At 35.9% G+C, this 15,123-nt stretch carries 21 protein-coding genes; 11 read left to right on the plus strand and 10 right to left on the minus strand.

Annotation, left to right across the window (positions count from 1 at the left end; translation table 11 throughout):
* Position 1 precedes the first annotated feature (1 nt).
* A complete protein-coding gene (locus tag PMN2A_RS06705; protein ID WP_011294797.1) occupies positions 2 to 352 on the minus strand; it encodes a DUF2834 domain-containing protein in 351 nt (116 codons plus the stop codon).
* A 135-nt stretch (positions 353 to 487) separates the two neighbouring features.
* On the opposite strand from PMN2A_RS06705, the gene PMN2A_RS06710 reads away from it, so the two are divergent.
* The 3 genes from PMN2A_RS06710 to PMN2A_RS10805 all read left to right on the plus strand — a co-directional run bounded on the left by PMN2A_RS06710 (position 488) and on the right by PMN2A_RS10805 (position 2,219).
* Positions 488 to 1,330: a PfkB family carbohydrate kinase gene (locus tag PMN2A_RS06710; protein WP_011294798.1), complete on the plus strand. Its 843-nt coding sequence runs from the start codon at positions 488 to 490 to the stop codon at positions 1,328 to 1,330.
* Between the two features lie 304 nt (positions 1,331 to 1,634).
* Complete coding sequence (locus PMN2A_RS06720; protein ID WP_011294799.1) at positions 1,635 to 1,997, plus strand: hypothetical protein; 363 nt, start codon at positions 1,635 to 1,637, stop codon at positions 1,995 to 1,997.
* Positions 1,998 to 2,063: 66 nt separating this feature from the next.
* Positions 2,064 to 2,219 carry a hypothetical protein gene (locus PMN2A_RS10805; protein WP_187146441.1) on the plus strand — a complete coding sequence of 52 codons (156 nt, stop codon included), beginning with the start codon at positions 2,064 to 2,066 and terminating at the stop codon, positions 2,217 to 2,219.
* Between the two features lie 3 nt (positions 2,220 to 2,222).
* Here the strand turns inward: PMN2A_RS10805 and PMN2A_RS06725 are convergent, their stop codons facing one another.
* The 3 genes from PMN2A_RS06725 to PMN2A_RS06735 all read right to left on the minus strand — a co-directional run bounded on the left by PMN2A_RS06725 (position 2,223) and on the right by PMN2A_RS06735 (position 3,406).
* Complete coding sequence (locus PMN2A_RS06725; protein WP_011294800.1) at positions 2,223 to 2,468, minus strand: hypothetical protein; 246 nt, start codon at positions 2,466 to 2,468, stop codon at positions 2,223 to 2,225.
* A gap of 97 nt (positions 2,469 to 2,565) precedes the next feature.
* Positions 2,566 to 3,120 carry a pentapeptide repeat-containing protein gene (locus PMN2A_RS06730; RefSeq protein WP_011294801.1) on the minus strand — a complete coding sequence of 185 codons (555 nt, stop codon included), beginning with the start codon at positions 3,118 to 3,120 and terminating at the stop codon, positions 2,566 to 2,568.
* 106 nt (positions 3,121 to 3,226) lie between these two features.
* The gene (locus PMN2A_RS06735) at positions 3,227 to 3,406 is read right to left on the minus strand and encodes a hypothetical protein (protein ID WP_225866300.1); all 180 of its coding nucleotides are present in this window, start codon (positions 3,404 to 3,406) and stop codon (positions 3,227 to 3,229) included.
* Between the two features lie 205 nt (positions 3,407 to 3,611).
* On the opposite strand from PMN2A_RS06735, the gene PMN2A_RS06740 reads away from it, so the two are divergent.
* On the plus strand, positions 3,612 to 3,953 hold the full coding sequence (locus tag PMN2A_RS06740; RefSeq protein ID WP_011294803.1) for a phenylpyruvate tautomerase MIF-related protein: 342 nt from the start codon (positions 3,612 to 3,614) through the stop codon (positions 3,951 to 3,953).
* 67 nt (positions 3,954 to 4,020) lie between these two features.
* Here the strand turns inward: PMN2A_RS06740 and PMN2A_RS06745 are convergent, their stop codons facing one another.
* Positions 4,021 to 4,422 (minus strand): thiol-disulfide oxidoreductase DCC family protein, encoded by a 402-nt coding sequence (locus tag PMN2A_RS06745; protein ID WP_011294804.1) that lies wholly within the window; start codon positions 4,420 to 4,422, stop codon positions 4,021 to 4,023.
* A gap of 127 nt (positions 4,423 to 4,549) precedes the next feature.
* On the opposite strand from PMN2A_RS06745, the gene PMN2A_RS06750 reads away from it, so the two are divergent.
* A complete protein-coding gene (locus PMN2A_RS06750) occupies positions 4,550 to 5,191 on the plus strand; it encodes a hypothetical protein (RefSeq protein WP_011294805.1) in 642 nt (213 codons plus the stop codon).
* Positions 5,192 to 5,268: 77 nt separating this feature from the next.
* Here the strand turns inward: PMN2A_RS06750 and PMN2A_RS06755 are convergent, their stop codons facing one another.
* The 3 genes from PMN2A_RS06755 to PMN2A_RS06765 form a co-directional block, all read right to left on the minus strand.
* Positions 5,269 to 6,324 carry a chlorophyll a/b binding light-harvesting protein gene (locus PMN2A_RS06755; protein WP_011294806.1) on the minus strand — a complete coding sequence of 352 codons (1,056 nt, stop codon included), beginning with the start codon at positions 6,322 to 6,324 and terminating at the stop codon, positions 5,269 to 5,271.
* A gap of 179 nt (positions 6,325 to 6,503) precedes the next feature.
* On the minus strand, positions 6,504 to 7,616 hold the full coding sequence (locus PMN2A_RS06760) for a chlorophyll a/b binding light-harvesting protein (RefSeq protein ID WP_011294807.1): 1,113 nt from the start codon (positions 7,614 to 7,616) through the stop codon (positions 6,504 to 6,506).
* Positions 7,617 to 7,855: 239 nt separating this feature from the next.
* Positions 7,856 to 8,905 (minus strand): chlorophyll a/b binding light-harvesting protein, encoded by a 1,050-nt coding sequence (locus PMN2A_RS06765; protein ID WP_011294808.1) that lies wholly within the window; start codon positions 8,903 to 8,905, stop codon positions 7,856 to 7,858.
* Between the two features lie 177 nt (positions 8,906 to 9,082).
* Here PMN2A_RS06765 and PMN2A_RS06770 point away from each other — a divergent pair, with 177 nt between their 5' ends.
* Together PMN2A_RS06770 and PMN2A_RS06775 are read left to right on the plus strand one after the other, a co-directional pair.
* The gene (locus tag PMN2A_RS06770; protein ID WP_011294809.1) at positions 9,083 to 9,277 is read left to right on the plus strand and encodes a hypothetical protein; all 195 of its coding nucleotides are present in this window, start codon (positions 9,083 to 9,085) and stop codon (positions 9,275 to 9,277) included.
* A 115-nt stretch (positions 9,278 to 9,392) separates the two neighbouring features.
* Positions 9,393 to 9,599, plus strand: a complete 207-nt coding sequence (locus PMN2A_RS06775) for a hypothetical protein (RefSeq protein ID WP_011294810.1) — start codon at positions 9,393 to 9,395, stop codon at positions 9,597 to 9,599.
* A gap of 90 nt (positions 9,600 to 9,689) precedes the next feature.
* Here PMN2A_RS06775 and PMN2A_RS06780 read toward each other — a convergent pair whose 3' ends face one another.
* Together PMN2A_RS06780 and PMN2A_RS06785 are read right to left on the minus strand one after the other, a co-directional pair.
* Complete coding sequence (locus PMN2A_RS06780) at positions 9,690 to 10,778, minus strand: chlorophyll a/b binding light-harvesting protein (RefSeq protein WP_011294811.1); 1,089 nt, start codon at positions 10,776 to 10,778, stop codon at positions 9,690 to 9,692.
* Positions 10,779 to 11,030: 252 nt separating this feature from the next.
* Positions 11,031 to 12,095 (minus strand): chlorophyll a/b binding light-harvesting protein, encoded by a 1,065-nt coding sequence (locus PMN2A_RS06785; RefSeq protein WP_011294812.1) that lies wholly within the window; start codon positions 12,093 to 12,095, stop codon positions 11,031 to 11,033.
* Between the two features lie 456 nt (positions 12,096 to 12,551).
* On the opposite strand from PMN2A_RS06785, the gene PMN2A_RS06790 reads away from it, so the two are divergent.
* The 4 genes from PMN2A_RS06790 to PMN2A_RS06800 all read left to right on the plus strand — a co-directional run bounded on the left by PMN2A_RS06790 (position 12,552) and on the right by PMN2A_RS06800 (position 15,113).
* Positions 12,552 to 12,821 carry a TIGR03643 family protein gene (locus tag PMN2A_RS06790; protein WP_011294813.1) on the plus strand — a complete coding sequence of 90 codons (270 nt, stop codon included), beginning with the start codon at positions 12,552 to 12,554 and terminating at the stop codon, positions 12,819 to 12,821.
* Entirely contained in the window at positions 12,818 to 12,949 is a 132-nt protein-coding gene (locus PMN2A_RS10150) for a DUF2256 domain-containing protein (RefSeq protein ID WP_011294814.1), read from the plus strand. Before PMN2A_RS06790 ends, PMN2A_RS10150 begins: the two co-directional genes overlap by 4 nt.
* Positions 12,950 to 13,048: 99 nt before the next feature.
* Positions 13,049 to 14,539, plus strand: coding sequence for a cryptochrome/photolyase family protein (locus PMN2A_RS06795; protein WP_011294815.1), 1,491 nt, complete (start codon positions 13,049 to 13,051; stop codon positions 14,537 to 14,539).
* A 124-nt stretch (positions 14,540 to 14,663) separates the two neighbouring features.
* Positions 14,664 to 15,113, plus strand: coding sequence for a peroxiredoxin (locus tag PMN2A_RS06800; protein ID WP_011294816.1), 450 nt, complete (start codon positions 14,664 to 14,666; stop codon positions 15,111 to 15,113).
* Positions 15,114 to 15,123: the final 10 nt, after the last annotated feature.

Genomic DNA, 15,123 nt, shown 5'->3' on the forward strand with positions numbered 1-15,123 from the left:
TTTAATTCCTATTCATCTCTTCAATTCTTAATTCCCTTAGATATAGAAAAAGAGGAGCTGAAAAAGCAAATGCGATTGTAAATGTAGTCAATATTACAATCCATAGATTTTTCATCTCTAATCTCTTTGATTCAGAAATTATCCAAACGAATACAGCTGATGACCCTATAAAAAGATCTCTAGATAATGACTGAGAGGCTGGATTATTATTAGCTAACTCTATAAATAATTGAATATCAAAAGCAGGTCCATAGCTTTTTGCAAATTCAATATTTGCAAGTGTAGGTAAAACGGCTCCTAATATAGCCAAAAACAAATAAACCCATTTTAACCATTTAATCTGTCTTACCATAAGTAATTTTTAATTTAATAAGAAATAATATATCAGAAGAATTATAAAGTTTGTCTGTTTTATGAATAAAAAAAATATCATAGTTCTACCTATGAACCTAACTTACTATATTAGAAATAACATAATAATTTGCGAATGAGAATTGATGCTCCTAAAGAAATACTTAGCCTTCCTAACCTTAAATTAGCGGTGATCGGTCATGTTGAATGGGTAACATTCTTAAAGGTTGATCAGCTCCCATTAGCGGGACAAATTTCGCATGCAAAAGATTGCTTTGAAGAAGCAGCAGGTGGTGCGGCAGTCGCAGCTGTTCAGATGGCAAGGCTAATAAATAACCCTGTTGACTTAATCACATCATTGGGCAAAGACAATTATGGTGAAAAATGCTACGAAAGACTCACTAAACTTGGTTTAAATTTAAAAGTAGCTTGGCGTGAGAAACCAACTAGAAAAGGGATTAGCCTAATCAGCAAAGATGGAGAAAGAGCAATTACAGTTATTGGAGAAAGATTACAGCCAATCGGTTCTGATAATTTACCTTGGAGTGATTTGAAAAATTACGATGGTGTTTTTGTTACCGCTACTGACAAAGAAGGAATAAGATTCGCTAGGAAAGCTAGATTCCTCTCTGCGACTCCCCGAACAGGTCAACAAACCCTAAAGAATTCAAAAGTAAAACTCAATGCATTGATTGGGAGTGGTCTTGATCCTGGTGAAAAGATAAATTACGAAGAGCTTGAACCTAAACCAGACATATACATTTCAACAAAAGGTGAATCAGGTGGAACAATTTTTCCCGAAAATATTAAATACAAACCCATTACTCCTAGTTCTGAAGAAATAGATACCTATGGTTGTGGGGACAGTTTCGCGGGAGCTGTGACTACTGCCCTCTCAGCAAAGCTAAATTTAGAGCAAGCGATTAATATAGGTGCATATTGCGGTGCTGAATGCTCAACTCATTACGGGCCTTACTAAAATGAAAAAGCGAGAGTATAAAGATTCCAAAAAAATCAATAATAATTCTATTACATATAACTTTATAATCCTAATTTTTTCAATTATTTATCTTTTTACCGAGTCAATAATAACCATTATCAGTTTATTTAAAAAAGGTGTTTTTAAAAAAGAAATACTTTCAAAGAGAACAGATCTAGGCTTCGACTTGATAATTAAGAGAAAATAAAGAAACAAATGAAAGAGAACTCAATTTGACAATCTTCATTTAACTGGCTTTATTCCTAGATGTTGCTTTAATTAGATAAGATCATAATAATCAATAGTGAAACTGATTCCAATATTAATAATAGTATTCTTTTTTTATATATTCTTAACTTTAAAAAAGAGAAATAAATTTTCTAATAGAAAGACTTTAATAGAAAGATTCAAGAAAAGGTTCAAGAATATCAATGTTCGTCGAAAAAGGATCTCTGAAGAATTTACAAATTCTCTTTTACTTGATCCTTGCAAAAACATCCCTTTAGGTACATGGTATTCAGAGGATGAGCTAAGAGAAAAAGCAGATATTCATAGATCTAGATTAAGTAAATTTGGTAAATCAAAAATTAATGGCGAAATGCTATTTGTTGGACCAAAAGGAGGGATTTACAAGATAAGTGGAGATGGAAAGAAAAAATATGTGTAAATCTTGAAAGACAAAAAGTAATAATTATAAAAAATCTAATTGTTGCTAAAGTGAAGAAGATAAATCATGAGTAAATTGAATTTTTCCCTAACAGTCTCATTTGGAGAATTAGAGCTATCTAATCTAACTTTTTGGAGCCTTGTTGCTATTACAGTATTATTCGTAGTATCTTTTATTTTATCAACAATTCCTCTTACAAAAAATATTTCTTCAAAAAAATAGATTTCAAGCAGCCTTTTTATATTCTGAAAAGTCTCTATTAGCCCAATGTATTCTTTTGATAGATAAATTAGCGATCGAAATCTTCTTATCTTCTTCTTTCATAGATACTAAATTCCTATTATCTAAAAATTGATTTGAAACTTCATTAGATGAGACGCTGGAGCTGGAGATCTTCAAACGATATCTATCAGCAAGATTTTTAATAGAAAACCCCTTAGCATCAGACCGATGTGGCCAAAAATTCTTCACGATAAATAAAGTCTCTTTTTTTAAGAAAACTAAGAAAAAGAGAATTGCAAGTAATTCTCTTTTTTATTAACAAATAATTTCGATCGATTCTTAGATTTTACGCTGAAGGCATAGAAGGTTTATCTCCTTTACATTCAAGACTAGCCCTAGTAGAAACTCCTGTAGTTGGATTCACACCATCAGCTATTTTACAGAGATTTCTTTGATCTTCACTGTCAAGAATCGCAAATGTAAAATCAGCTCCTTCAATTTGAGCACCAGCAAAACTGCTACCTGATGCAATCATATTTACTAGAATGGAATTTCTAAGATCGGTCTTCTGAAAATTAACCCTGTCCGAAAGAGTATCAGTAAGATCTACACCATTAAGGTTGGAACCTTTGAGGTCTGACAAAGTTAGTGTTGTTCCATGAAGATCGACGTTACTGAAATCAGCATCTCTTGCCATTGCACCAGCGATAGAGGAAAGATGTAAGTCTTCACCATGAAAATCGAATCCTGTGATATCAGAACGAACATAACTTGGGACTTCGTCTCCTTCTCCCTTAACTGCCACATTGGCACCAGCAAATACAGGGGTCACCCCAAAAAATATGATTAAAAAGCTGAGTACATATTTGATAATTTTTGAAAAAAGAAGATCAAATTTCATGAGTAAAAATGATAACCCACCTGATTAATGCAATTATCTCTCCTATTAAAGAATTTTAAGTACATTGATAAGACAAATTAATGTAAGAGGGATTATCTAGTGGTTATTACAAAAGAGGTCTTCCAGAGATAAATTCATGCATTACTGGGTTCATCCAATATAGACCTACAAATAACATTAAAAACACATTAAAAACTATCAAAACACCACCAAGTAAAAAGGTCTGATCATTCGAAGTATTATTTTCTCTCGTGTTTTGAACAATGGCTTGAAAATTCTGGTTCATTTTTCTCAATAAGACCCGACCAAGTTACTAGAAAAAGAGAAATAATGAGGCTCTAACAGGAGAATTAACAGGATCTTTCTATTTATTTAAGATTTGAAAAATATTTCTGTTGATAATTTTGGAGAAAAGAGGCTTAGATCTTTCTATCTTTTTAAAAATCAATCTCCCATTCAAGTATTAATATCTTTCAAAGACTGATTCACTTATGCCATTCATTCAAATCAACACATCCTCCAAAAGTGTTGTAGAAAATGATGATTTGCTCCAAAAAGATATTTCAAAAATGATTGCTGTTTTAACCGGAAAACCGGAAAATTACGTAATGACGATGATCCAAAGAAATGCCAAAATGACATTTGCTGGATCCGATGAACCATGCTGTTTTATCAAGGTTCAATCAATTGGCTCACTAAACCCATCCTCGATGAGCAAGGCTTTGTGCGAGTTAATTGCATCTAAAACCAATATAAATACAAATAGAATTTATATTGAATTTTTCGACGTTAAAGCCTCAAATTGGGGATTCAATGGTTCAACATTTGGATAGGAAATTTATTATCTTTTGTAATCATTGTTGAAAATATTTTAATTGAATCAACCAACTATTCATTTAACTAAGAGAGTTTACAACCCTTTTCAGTACATAATTTCTCAATAGAAGGTCGAAAAGTTAATTTTAATCTGTATTTTGCCCATATCCCATAAATAAACTCAATAAATTTATCAAAAATGGGCAATTTTGTTGGTGCATAAATCCAACCCAAGCCAATCAAAGTATAAGCCTCTTGAAAAACCTTAATATCCTTAATTACTGAACCATCACTTTTCAAAGCATGGATTCTCTCCATCGCTTGTTTATAGGTAATGCCATATTTAAGATCTAAATAAAAATCAGAAGTATTTATATCAATAAAACTTAGGTATCCCTTTTGATTTCTTGATTGCAAGAAATCAACCTCTCTTTTGCATAAGGGGCATCCTCCATCAAAAAAAATAGTAAGCTTGGCTGTGTTCATAAAAAATTTCAAAACTTTTAAGAGCTTTATTTAAGAAATAAAGGCTATCTTCGTTGTTCAATGTAAATAAACACTTGATAGCAGCACAAATAAGAGCGATCTTAATGATATCTAACTGATAAAAAAAATGGGTGCACTATTTATTTTCATATTAATCTCAGTATCAGTAATTTCCGCCTTGCTTTTCTTCAATAAAGGGGAGAAAGCTCAAGAGATCAAAAGCACTCTTAAAAACATATATGAAAATTTTAAAGAACTCTTCTCAAATTTTAAAAAGCTTTTTTTGATAGTTAAAGAGCTAATTCAATCAAAATTAGATCAAGGACCTACTCAGCTGAAAGATGAATCAACAGAGTCGCAACCTGAGGCAACTCCTGAACCTGAGGCAACTCCTGAACCTGAGGCAACTCCTGAACCTGAGGCAACTCCTGAACCTGAGGTAACGCCTGAACCTGAGGTAACGCCTGAACCTGAGGTAACGCCTGAACCTGAGGTAACGCCTGAACCTGAGGTAACGCCTGAACCTGAGGTAACGCCTGAACCTGAGGTAACGCCTGAACCTGAGGTAACGCCTGAACCTGAGGTAACGCCTGAACCTGAGGTAACGCCTGAACCTGAGGTAACGCCTGAACCTGAGGTAACGCCTGAACCTGAGGTAACGCCTGAACCTGAGGTAACGCCTGAACCTGAATTCATCCCAACTAGCGAATTAGAAAAAACTTCTGAAAATTCAATTGATGACGAAAATATTGATATAAAAACGGAGTAATTTTTTAGATTTCTTCCCAATAAAAAGCCTCATCAAATTTGATGAGGCTTTTTTATTGAAATTTAAGTTTGAATCAACTAACTCTCAGTTGTTGCGAGAGAAGCTACTGATCCAACAACACGACGGAAATCAAAGCCCATGGCTCTAAGAGCATGCCAAATATGACCTTGAATAAAGAAAAATCCAAAGTAATAATGAACATTTGACAATGCTGCTCTAGTTGTATGACCTAAAAACGCAGTGCTATCTGAGACATCTCCCGTGTCTACCCAATAAGGAGAAATTCCAAATTTCAAAGCTAAAGGCTCTCCATACCAGTCAATTGGATAAACAGTTGTATTTTGTGCGCACCAGAATGCAGCAACAATTGCCATCCAACCAATACCAGCAAGAGACCAGGAGAGAACGGCTTCTGCTGAAAGCAATCCTTTACCTTTGAACTCAGTGTATTCGCCTAGTTGTTTTGTAGCGATGTGCCATGCACCACCACTTATTTGAACGAATGCTAAGAATGCATGACCGCTCATTACTTCTTCTAGGCTGTCAATGGTAAGGAAGTCGAACTGATGCCCGTAAACCATTCCAAAATCACCATATCCAGGGAAGATTGTTCTGATTTCACCTATGGCTGGATCATAAATTCCATGCCACCTTGCCCACTCGACGAACCAAATATTTGCAACCCCAAAGAAAATCAAGTGATGTCCAAGAATGAATGTCAAATTATCTGGATTGTCCCATTCAAGTTTGAATTTCTTGGTGGTAGGAATTGGACCATCTTTCAAGTCCGGGTCAAATAAGAGTGAATGAGCTAATCCAGCTGTTCCATATACAGCTGAAAAAATCAAATGGAAAATAGCAATTGTTGCTACACCAGCTCCGGTCCATACTCCTGCTTCATCAAAGCCGAGGCCAAGAGATGCTAGATGAGCAAGAAAAATGGAACTTTGATGTCCCATTGGTATTTCTGGGTTGTAGCGAGCAAGCTCCCAAAGGGTACTTCCACCAGCTGCAAAGCAAATCAGGCCTGTGTGTCCGATATGTGACCCTATGAATCGACCAGCGCGATTGGTCACCACAGAATTGCCAACCCACCACCCGTAGGTGACGTCTGGGTTTCCGTAGGTCTGCATAATTAAGGAATTAAAGTCGAAATTTTGGCTACCATACACTTTTTGGAATTGTTTTTACCAGAATAGTTAGAGGTCTTTATAGGTCTCTCTCATTTTTTACCAAAAAAGCTCTATTTATTTAAAAATAGACAAAAAAAATACCCCCCATAATAGAGGGGTATTTTTGTTTTTTTTTTAATCTATCTTGGAGCTCTTCCATTGAAACCAGCGCCTTCAACCCTGACTGTTGCGCCTTCAGTATTACCAATTGCTTCGGAAACTTTCTTGAAGTCAAATCCTAAAGCACGTAAAGCATGCCAGAAATGACCCTGTAAGAAGAAAAATCCAAAGTAATAATGAACATTAACTAAAGCAGCCCTAGTTGTGTGACCAAAGAAAGCTGTTATGCCAGTGCTATCTGCTGTATCAATCCAATATGGAGCAACTGAGAACTGTAACTTCAAAGGCTCACCAAACCACTCAATGGGATAAACGGTTGTATTGGTAGCAGCCCAGAATGCTGCAACAATTGCCATCCAACCTATACCTGCAAGAGACCATGAAAGGACTGCCTCTGCAGAAAGCAATTCAGCTCCTTTGTACTTACTCCATTCACCAAGTCTCTTGTTTTCCCATTGAGTTGAACCTGCAACCATATGAATAGTTGCTCCGGTCAATTCTGCAAAAGCAAGAAATGCATGTCCACCCATTACATCTTCGAGACTATCAATTCCGATGAAATCAAATTGACGATTCCATATCATCGTCAAATCAAGATTGTAATTGACCTGTCTAACCGAACCAATAGCTGGATCATATATGCCGTGGATTCTTGCCCATTCAACAAAGGCTATGCAAGCCATTCCAAAGAAGAATAAATGATGGCCCAGGATAAACGTCTGATTATCCGGATTATTCCATTCCAATTTAAACTTTCTAGCTCTTGGAACCTCACTATCTGCAACATCAGCTTCAAAATAAACTGCATGCAATAAAGCACCACCTCCGTAAACCATTGACAAAACCAAGTGAACAATGGCTACGGCTGCTACACCAACACCAGTCCAAGCTCCAGCCTCGTCAAAACCTACGCCAAAGGCGGCAAGATGCCCCAAGAATAAGGAGCTTTGATGCCCCATAGGGATCTCTGGATTGTAGCGAGCAAGTTCCCAAAGGGTACTTCCTCCAGCCGCGAATGCGATCAAGCCTGTATGCCCAATATGGGAGGCTATGAATCGACCAGAACGACTTGTGACCACAGAATTACCAGCCCACCACTCGTAAGTAACGTCTGGATTTCCATAGCTCTGCATAATGTCTAAGCGAATCAGGGAAATATGCGTGCAGATTACACTCTGTTCAATTGATATGTGCAGAATAGTTAAAGGTCGTTATGTTTGAAATTCTTTTTTCCGGATAATTAAGAGAGACGCAAAGTCTTTTATTAGCTTTATCAAATCAATGCTTCGAAAGAATTTATTCGACCAAGTAAAAAAAAACAAAAAAAAGAGAGGATTAAATCCTCTCTTTTAAAAAACAAGTTTTTAATTGTTTATTCGTAAAGCTGAGCAGGAAGAGGCTCCTTAAGAATTCTCTTAAAATCAAATCCCATAGCTCTTAAAGCATGCCATAGATGACCTTGAAGGAAGAAAAATCCAAAGTAATAATGAACATTTGCTAGAGCCGCCCTAGTCGTATGACCAAAGAAAGCTGGACCTCCTGAAAGATCAACACTATCTATCCAATAAGGAGCAATACCAAACTTCAAGATCAATGCTTCGCCATACCAAGCTTCTGGGTAAACGGTTGTGTTCTGTGCACACCAGAAAGCAGCAACAACAGCCATCCAACCAAGACCTGCACAAGAGAAAGAAAGAATTGCTTCTGCAGAAAGAAGACCAGCTCCTTTGAACTTGGTATATTCACCAACTTGCTTAGTAGCGATATGGAAAGCTCCACCTGTTATTTCCAAGAAAGCCAAGAAAGCATGGCCTCCCAAAACATCTTCAAGACTATCAATAGCCAAGAAATCAAACTGATGGTTCCAAATACTGGTCAAGTTAAGGTTGTACTCAACTTGTCGAACAGCTCCTATAGCAGGATCATAAATTCCATGGATTCTTGCCCATTCAACGAACCAAATACATGCAACACCAAAGAAAAGTAAATGGTGACCAAGTATAAAAGTCTGATTATCTGGGTTGTCCCACTCAAGTTTGAACTTTCTTGCTTGAGGGACCTCTGAATCTTGCATATCGCCAACGAATAGCACCGAGTGCAATAAGCCACCGGCTCCATAGACCATGGAAAGAACCAAATGTACGATTGCAATAGAGGCAACTCCTGCCCCTGTCCAAGCACCAGCCTCATCAAAGCCGATACCAATTGAAGCTAAATGAGCAAGAAAGATCGAACTCTGATGTCCCATTGGAATCTCAGGGTTGTATCTCGCTAGTTCCCAAAGGGTACTTCCACCTGCTGCAAAGGCTATTAAGCCAGTATGAGCAATGTGTGCAGCAATGAATTTACCTGATTTGTTTGTAACCCCAGCATTTCCAGCCCACCAACCATAGGTGACATCCGGGTTTCCGTAGGTCTGCATGATTTAAGTTTTTTGGCGTAATACGGTGAGCACACCTTACAGGCACCTGAATTCAAAAACTACCAATAGTCATAAGGCGTATAAAGAAGTAGTAAAGTTTTTTTTCTTCAAATTGGCTCAACCCCCAACTAAACTAGGTTTTCATGGAAATACTCAAGAAAAATTTAAATATCAAAAATGAAATCTGCTTTACAACTTGAATTACAAGACCTTCATGGACTTCCTTATGTAGCAACAATAATTTGGTTTGTTCTGCTTGGAGTTTCTCTTTTAGCTGTGGTTTTTTATCTTTTTCAGAAAAATTCACCATCCAAAAGAAAAGTTGATGAGGTTTCTCCCACTGAGAAGAAATCTCGTGCAAAAGGGTTTTAAATGACTAAGAAAATTTTGTTTTTCAATGTTAGTTCTCAAATTAATGTAATATCCTCAAACACGGGTTTGGCATAGTGGCCACCTGGGTTAACTATAAAAACAATTTTTTTATTCAATGATTGATTTTTCTCACCTTCTTGATTTTGCCACTCAGCTTCCACACCCATCAGATATTGGTTTAATCAAACCATCCGGTGGATTTAATATAGCCGCAGCTCTTTGTGGACTTGGAGCAGTTTTTGGAGCGTCTCAATTCTTCTACTATTCTGATGATTCAAAAAGGATCGATCCTTGGGCTAAGCCTGACAACTACAAAAACTAAAGAAAGTTAAAACCTCTTTAATTTTTTTCAATAAAAAAAGAGTCTCGTCTTTTGACGAGACTCTTTTTTAATGCTGAAAGACTCAGAAAATCAATCAGTTAGAGTAACTCTTGCTCCATCAAGATTACTAATTGCATCAGTAACCTTTTTGAAATCAAAGCCTAGAGCACGTATTGCATGCCAAAGGTGTCCTTGAATAAAGAAGAAACCAAGATAGTAATGAACATTCGCAAGCCAAGCTCTTGAAGTATGACCACTAACGACACCAGTCATATCAGCAGTATCAATCCAATATGGAGAGATTCCAAACTTAAGAGCTAATGTTTCTCCGTACCAAGCCTCTGGATAAACAGTTGTATTGGTTGCACACCAGAAAGCGGCAATAATTGCCATCCAACCAATACCAGCAAGAGACCAGGAAAGAACTGCTTCAGCAGAAAGAATATTCTTCCCTTTGAATTCTGTGTATTCTCCAGTCTGCTTCGTAGCGATATGGAAAGCACCACCTGTGATCTCAACAAATGCTAAGAATGCATGACCACCCATAACATCCTCCAGACTATCAATAGCCAAGAAATCAAACTGATGATTCCAAATGTTGGTCAAGTTTAAGTTGTACTCGACTTGTCGAACAGCTCCTATTGCAGGATCGTAAATCCCATGTATTCGAGCCCACTCAACAAACCAAATACATGCAACACCAAAGAAAATCAAATGGTGACCAAGAATAAAAGTCTGATTATCTGGATTATCCCATTCAAGCTTGTATCTTGCTGCCTGACGATGTTCAGGACGATCATCAGCAAACAAACCTGAACTATTTTGGGTATCTTCGCTAAAAATCAGAGAGTGCAATAGACCTGCACCCGCATAAACCATTGAACAAATCAGATGGAATACTCCGATAAAAGCAATTGATGTTCCGTCGAATACTGTTCCAGTTGGATCAAATCCAATACCAATAGAAGCAAGGTGTGGGATGCTCACCATTCCTTGGTGTCCCATTGGAATATCTGGGTTGTATCTAGCGAGCTCCCAAAGTGTGTTGGCACCAGCTGCGAAACAAATCAATCCTGTATGAGCAACATGCGAGCCAATAAATCGGCTTGACTTATTTGTTACGACAGAATTACCAACCCACCACCCGTAGGTGACGTCTGGGTTTCCGTAGGACTGCATAATTGAGGAAATTGAAGTCGAAATTCGACCTACCTTACATTTAGTGCAATAAATTTGCTTGAAATCGTAAAAGGTCTTTATTTAATGCACAAAAATAATCAATAGAAGAGCTTTAATTATTCATTGATTTTGCTTACAAAACTAGTATCAAAAAGGATTTGAGAATCCTAGTTAAATAGCAGTCAATATTTTAATAAAAAAAGCCCCGCAAAAATTACGGGGCTTCAGAGATTATCCAATCAATTGAATTAGTTAGTCATTAAGAGTGATTTGTGCCCTATCTAAACCAGCTACAGCATTTGTAACTCTCCTAAAGTCAAAGCCTAATGCACGAATAGCGTGCCATAAATGACCTTGTAAGAAGAAGAATCCAAAATAATAATGGACATTTGTTAAAGCAGCTCTTGTGGTGTGACCTGCTAGTGCAGTGCTCTCACTTACCTCTACAGTATCGATCCAATAGGGAGAAATTCCAAATTTCAAAGCTAAAGGCTCTCCAAACCAAGGTTCAGGATAAACAGTTGTATTTGTTGCGCACCAGAATGCTGCGACAATCGCCATCCAACCAATACCTGCCAATGAGAAAGATAAAACAGCTTCGGCAGAAAGGATCCCAGCTCCTTTGAATTCTGTGTATTCTCCTACCTGCTTAGTTGCGATATGGAAAGCACCACCAGTTATCTCAACAAATGCTAAAAACGCATGGCCGCCCAAAACATCTTCAAGATTATCTATAGCTAAGAAATCAAACTGATGGTTCCAAATATTGGTCAAATTAAGGTTGTACTCAACTTGTCGAACAGCTCCTATTGCTGGGTCATAAATCCCGTGAATTCTGGCCCATTCAACAAAAGCAATACAAGCCACCCCAAAGAAAATAAGATGGTGACCCAAAATAAATGTCAAATTATCGGGATTGTCCCATTCAAGCTTGAATTTTTGAGTAGTAGGTCCTGGCCCATCAGCCAAATCCCCATCAAAGAGCAGAGAGTGAGAAAGAGCTCCTCCTGCATAAACAAGAGAAGCAATAATATGGACAATTGCTACTGAAGCAACATTCGCTCCAGTCCAAACACCTGCATCATCAAATCCAATTCCAATAGATGCAAGATGAGCGAGAAAGATAGAGCTTTGGTGCCCCATGGCTATAGAAGGATCAAACCTAGCTAGCTCCCAAAGAGTGCTAGCTCCTGCAGCAAATGAAATTAGGCCAGTATGACCAGCATGGGCTGCAATGAACTTTCCAGCGCGGTTGGTAACCCTTGAATTACCAGCCCACCACCCGTAGGTGACATCTGGATTTCCATAGGTCTGCATATAAAACAGGGGGAATATATATTTTACAGACTACAAGTTAGTAGACTTTTTAACTATAAAAAACCAAAACAAACAAGCATTGATTAATAATCAAACATCATTTTATACTCGCATATAAGTAAAACTTAACAGTAAAATTAGTGACTAATTATACAAAAAGTCATTATAAGTTTAGTGTCTCGAAATACAAAAAAAGATAAGTTCTACTTAACTATTGATACCGTTTTTTTTTTGTTGTTGGAAGAGCGCAAGCACTCTTCCGATGTTGACAGAGAAACGAACTTCGACTTCAATTCCTATCAACAAAGACTGTCATAACAAAAATCAATCATAAGTGTGAGAACAAATAATTCTTTTCATACATCCAAAACAAATTGATTAACAATGAAGTTTTATAAATCCAAGAAAATTCTTAGGGATATACGTACCATTACCAACGAAAATCTCTTCTAAGATTTGCTCAGTTTCATTGCAACACAAATCGTACTTAAAAGGCTAACTTCAGCTGAGGTTGATCGCATTATCGAAATGGCCTGGGAAGACAGGACACCTTTTGATGCTATCGATTTTCAATTCAATCTCAAAGAGAAAGAAGTTATTAATTTAATGCGATCTAATTTAAAAACATCTTCTTTTAAAATGTGGAGAAAAAGGGTTACTGGAAGGAAACTTAAGCATGGCTTCCCTGACAAGAGGACAAGGTTCAAGTCAGCAAATCAAAAGTGAAATTCAAATTGATAAAAAATTGTCCGATTTGCTTGAGAGATTTTCAATGGAGAAAAAAATGGGCTAAAGACTGGGATAATGTCATTTACTGTTCAGAAAGATGTAGAAGAAGGAAAAATCAAAATTAACCATGTTGAGTTTTTCGCACTTAAAAAAGAAACCAGTTATTTTAGGAAATTAACTTCTTAATTTTTTTTGAGAAGTAACAAATTTATTAATCGACTAAATTGAGAAAGATTTTCCTGATTTTTCCAAATCAATTATTCAAAATAAAAAAACAATTTACTGACGTTAATCATATTGCTCTAATTCAAGACAACTTATTTTTTGGTTGTGATTCTCAATGGCAACAAAAGTTTCATTGTCAAAAAATAATTTTCCACAAAGCTACAATGGACTCTTACGAAGAAGATCTCAAATCTCAGGGTTTCAATGTAATTTATTTACAACATAAGAGAGAAAGCAGAACGGAAGATAATCTCAATTATCTATTAGAAAAAGGTTTTAATTATTTCATCACTTATGAAGCATTTGATTGGTCGCTAGAAAAAAGAATTAAGGATTTCTCTTTGAAAAATAATATAAAGTTGGAAATAAGAAAAAATGATATGTTTTTAACTTGTCCAGATATATCTGAAGAAATACTTAATCAAAAAAAAATTTATGGAATGCAGAAATTTTATAAGATTCAAAGAAAAAGCCTAAATATACTTATCGAAAAAGATGGCTCGCCAACAGGGGGGGCATGGAATTTTGACAACATGAATAGAAAGAAGCTCCCAAATTCAATTGAAGTTCCAAAAATACCAACTATAAAAACAAATAGATTACTAAACAAAGCGAAGAAAGAAGTTTCTACAAATTATAAAGATTATTATGGTAGAATAGCAAACTTTAATTATCCATTGTCTCATAAAGATGCTGAAGAATGGTTAGATAATTTTTTAATTGAAAGATTTAATTTATTTGGAGATTATGAAGATGCAATACATTCAAATCATAGGACACTTTGGCATAGTGTTCTTTCTCCATTAATTAATTCCGGATTACTTACTCCGAGACAAATAATAGATAAATCATGGGAGTTTTATCAATCAAACAATATTGGGATTAATTCCTATGAAGGATTTGTTAGACAAATTATTGGCTGGCGTGAATTTATCCTATTAATGTATAAACGAAATAGTTTAGAACTAAGAAATGGAAATTTCTGGGATTTTGAGGACAAACCAATACCCTTAAGTTTTTACACTGGTCAAACAGGAATAAGGCCTTTAGATGACTCAATAAGAAATATTTTAGAGACAGGTTATGCACATCATATAGAAAGACTAATGATAGTTGGAAATTTAATGCTTCTATGCAGATTCCATCCAAATCAAGTATACAAATGGTTTATGGAATTATTTATAGATTCATATGATTGGGTTATGGTTCCAAATGTTTATGGAATGAGTCAATTTTCAGATGGAGGGCTATTTACAACCAAACCATATATATCTGGCTCTAATTATATTCGAAAAATGTCTAATTATAAATCTGAAGATTGGTGCTCAACTTGGGATAGTCTTTTTTGGACATTTATAGATGATTATAAAAATAAGTTCAAGGACCAATATCGTTTATCTATGATTTTAAGGACTTTAGAAAAAATGGACCCTAATAAAAAATTGAACCACAGACGCAATGCTAATGAGTTCATGTCTAAACTAAGTTAATAATTTCAACTCAGATATTTAGAACAACAAATTTCTATAAACTTTGTCTAGGTGTTGTTTTTACTCCAAAAGAGCGCTCTCGAAAAGCAGTTAATTAACTATAATTATGATTTGATTATTCAGAGTGAAGCTGAAAGTTGGTGATCAGATTCCATCATTTTCTTTGAAAGATCAAAAAGGGAATATCAGAACATCAAATAATCTGAAAAAGTCTCTGGTTTTGTTTTTTTACCCGAAAGATGATACACCTGGTTGCACTATCGAAGCTTGTGGCTTCCGAGACAAATATGATCTTTTCAAAATTCTAGGTGCTGAGGTGTGGGGAATAAGTAATGGTAGTACTCAAAGTCATCTAGGATTTGCAAATAAAAATAAACTTCAATATCCATTACTTTGCGACCAAAACAATATTCTTAGAAATCAATTTGGAGTGCCGAAAAAACTAGGATTCATAGAAGGAAGAGTAACCTACATCATAAATTCTGAAGGAGTAATAAAACATATATTTGAAGACCTTCTTAATGGTCCAGCTCATATAAAAGAAGCTATAAAAGCATTAAAAAAACTTCAATAACAAATTTAAT

This window comes from Prochlorococcus marinus str. NATL2A (assembly GCF_000012465.1).
In the GTDB taxonomy this organism is placed as follows: domain Bacteria; phylum Cyanobacteriota; class Cyanobacteriia; order PCC-6307; family Cyanobiaceae; genus Prochlorococcus_B; species Prochlorococcus_B marinus_B.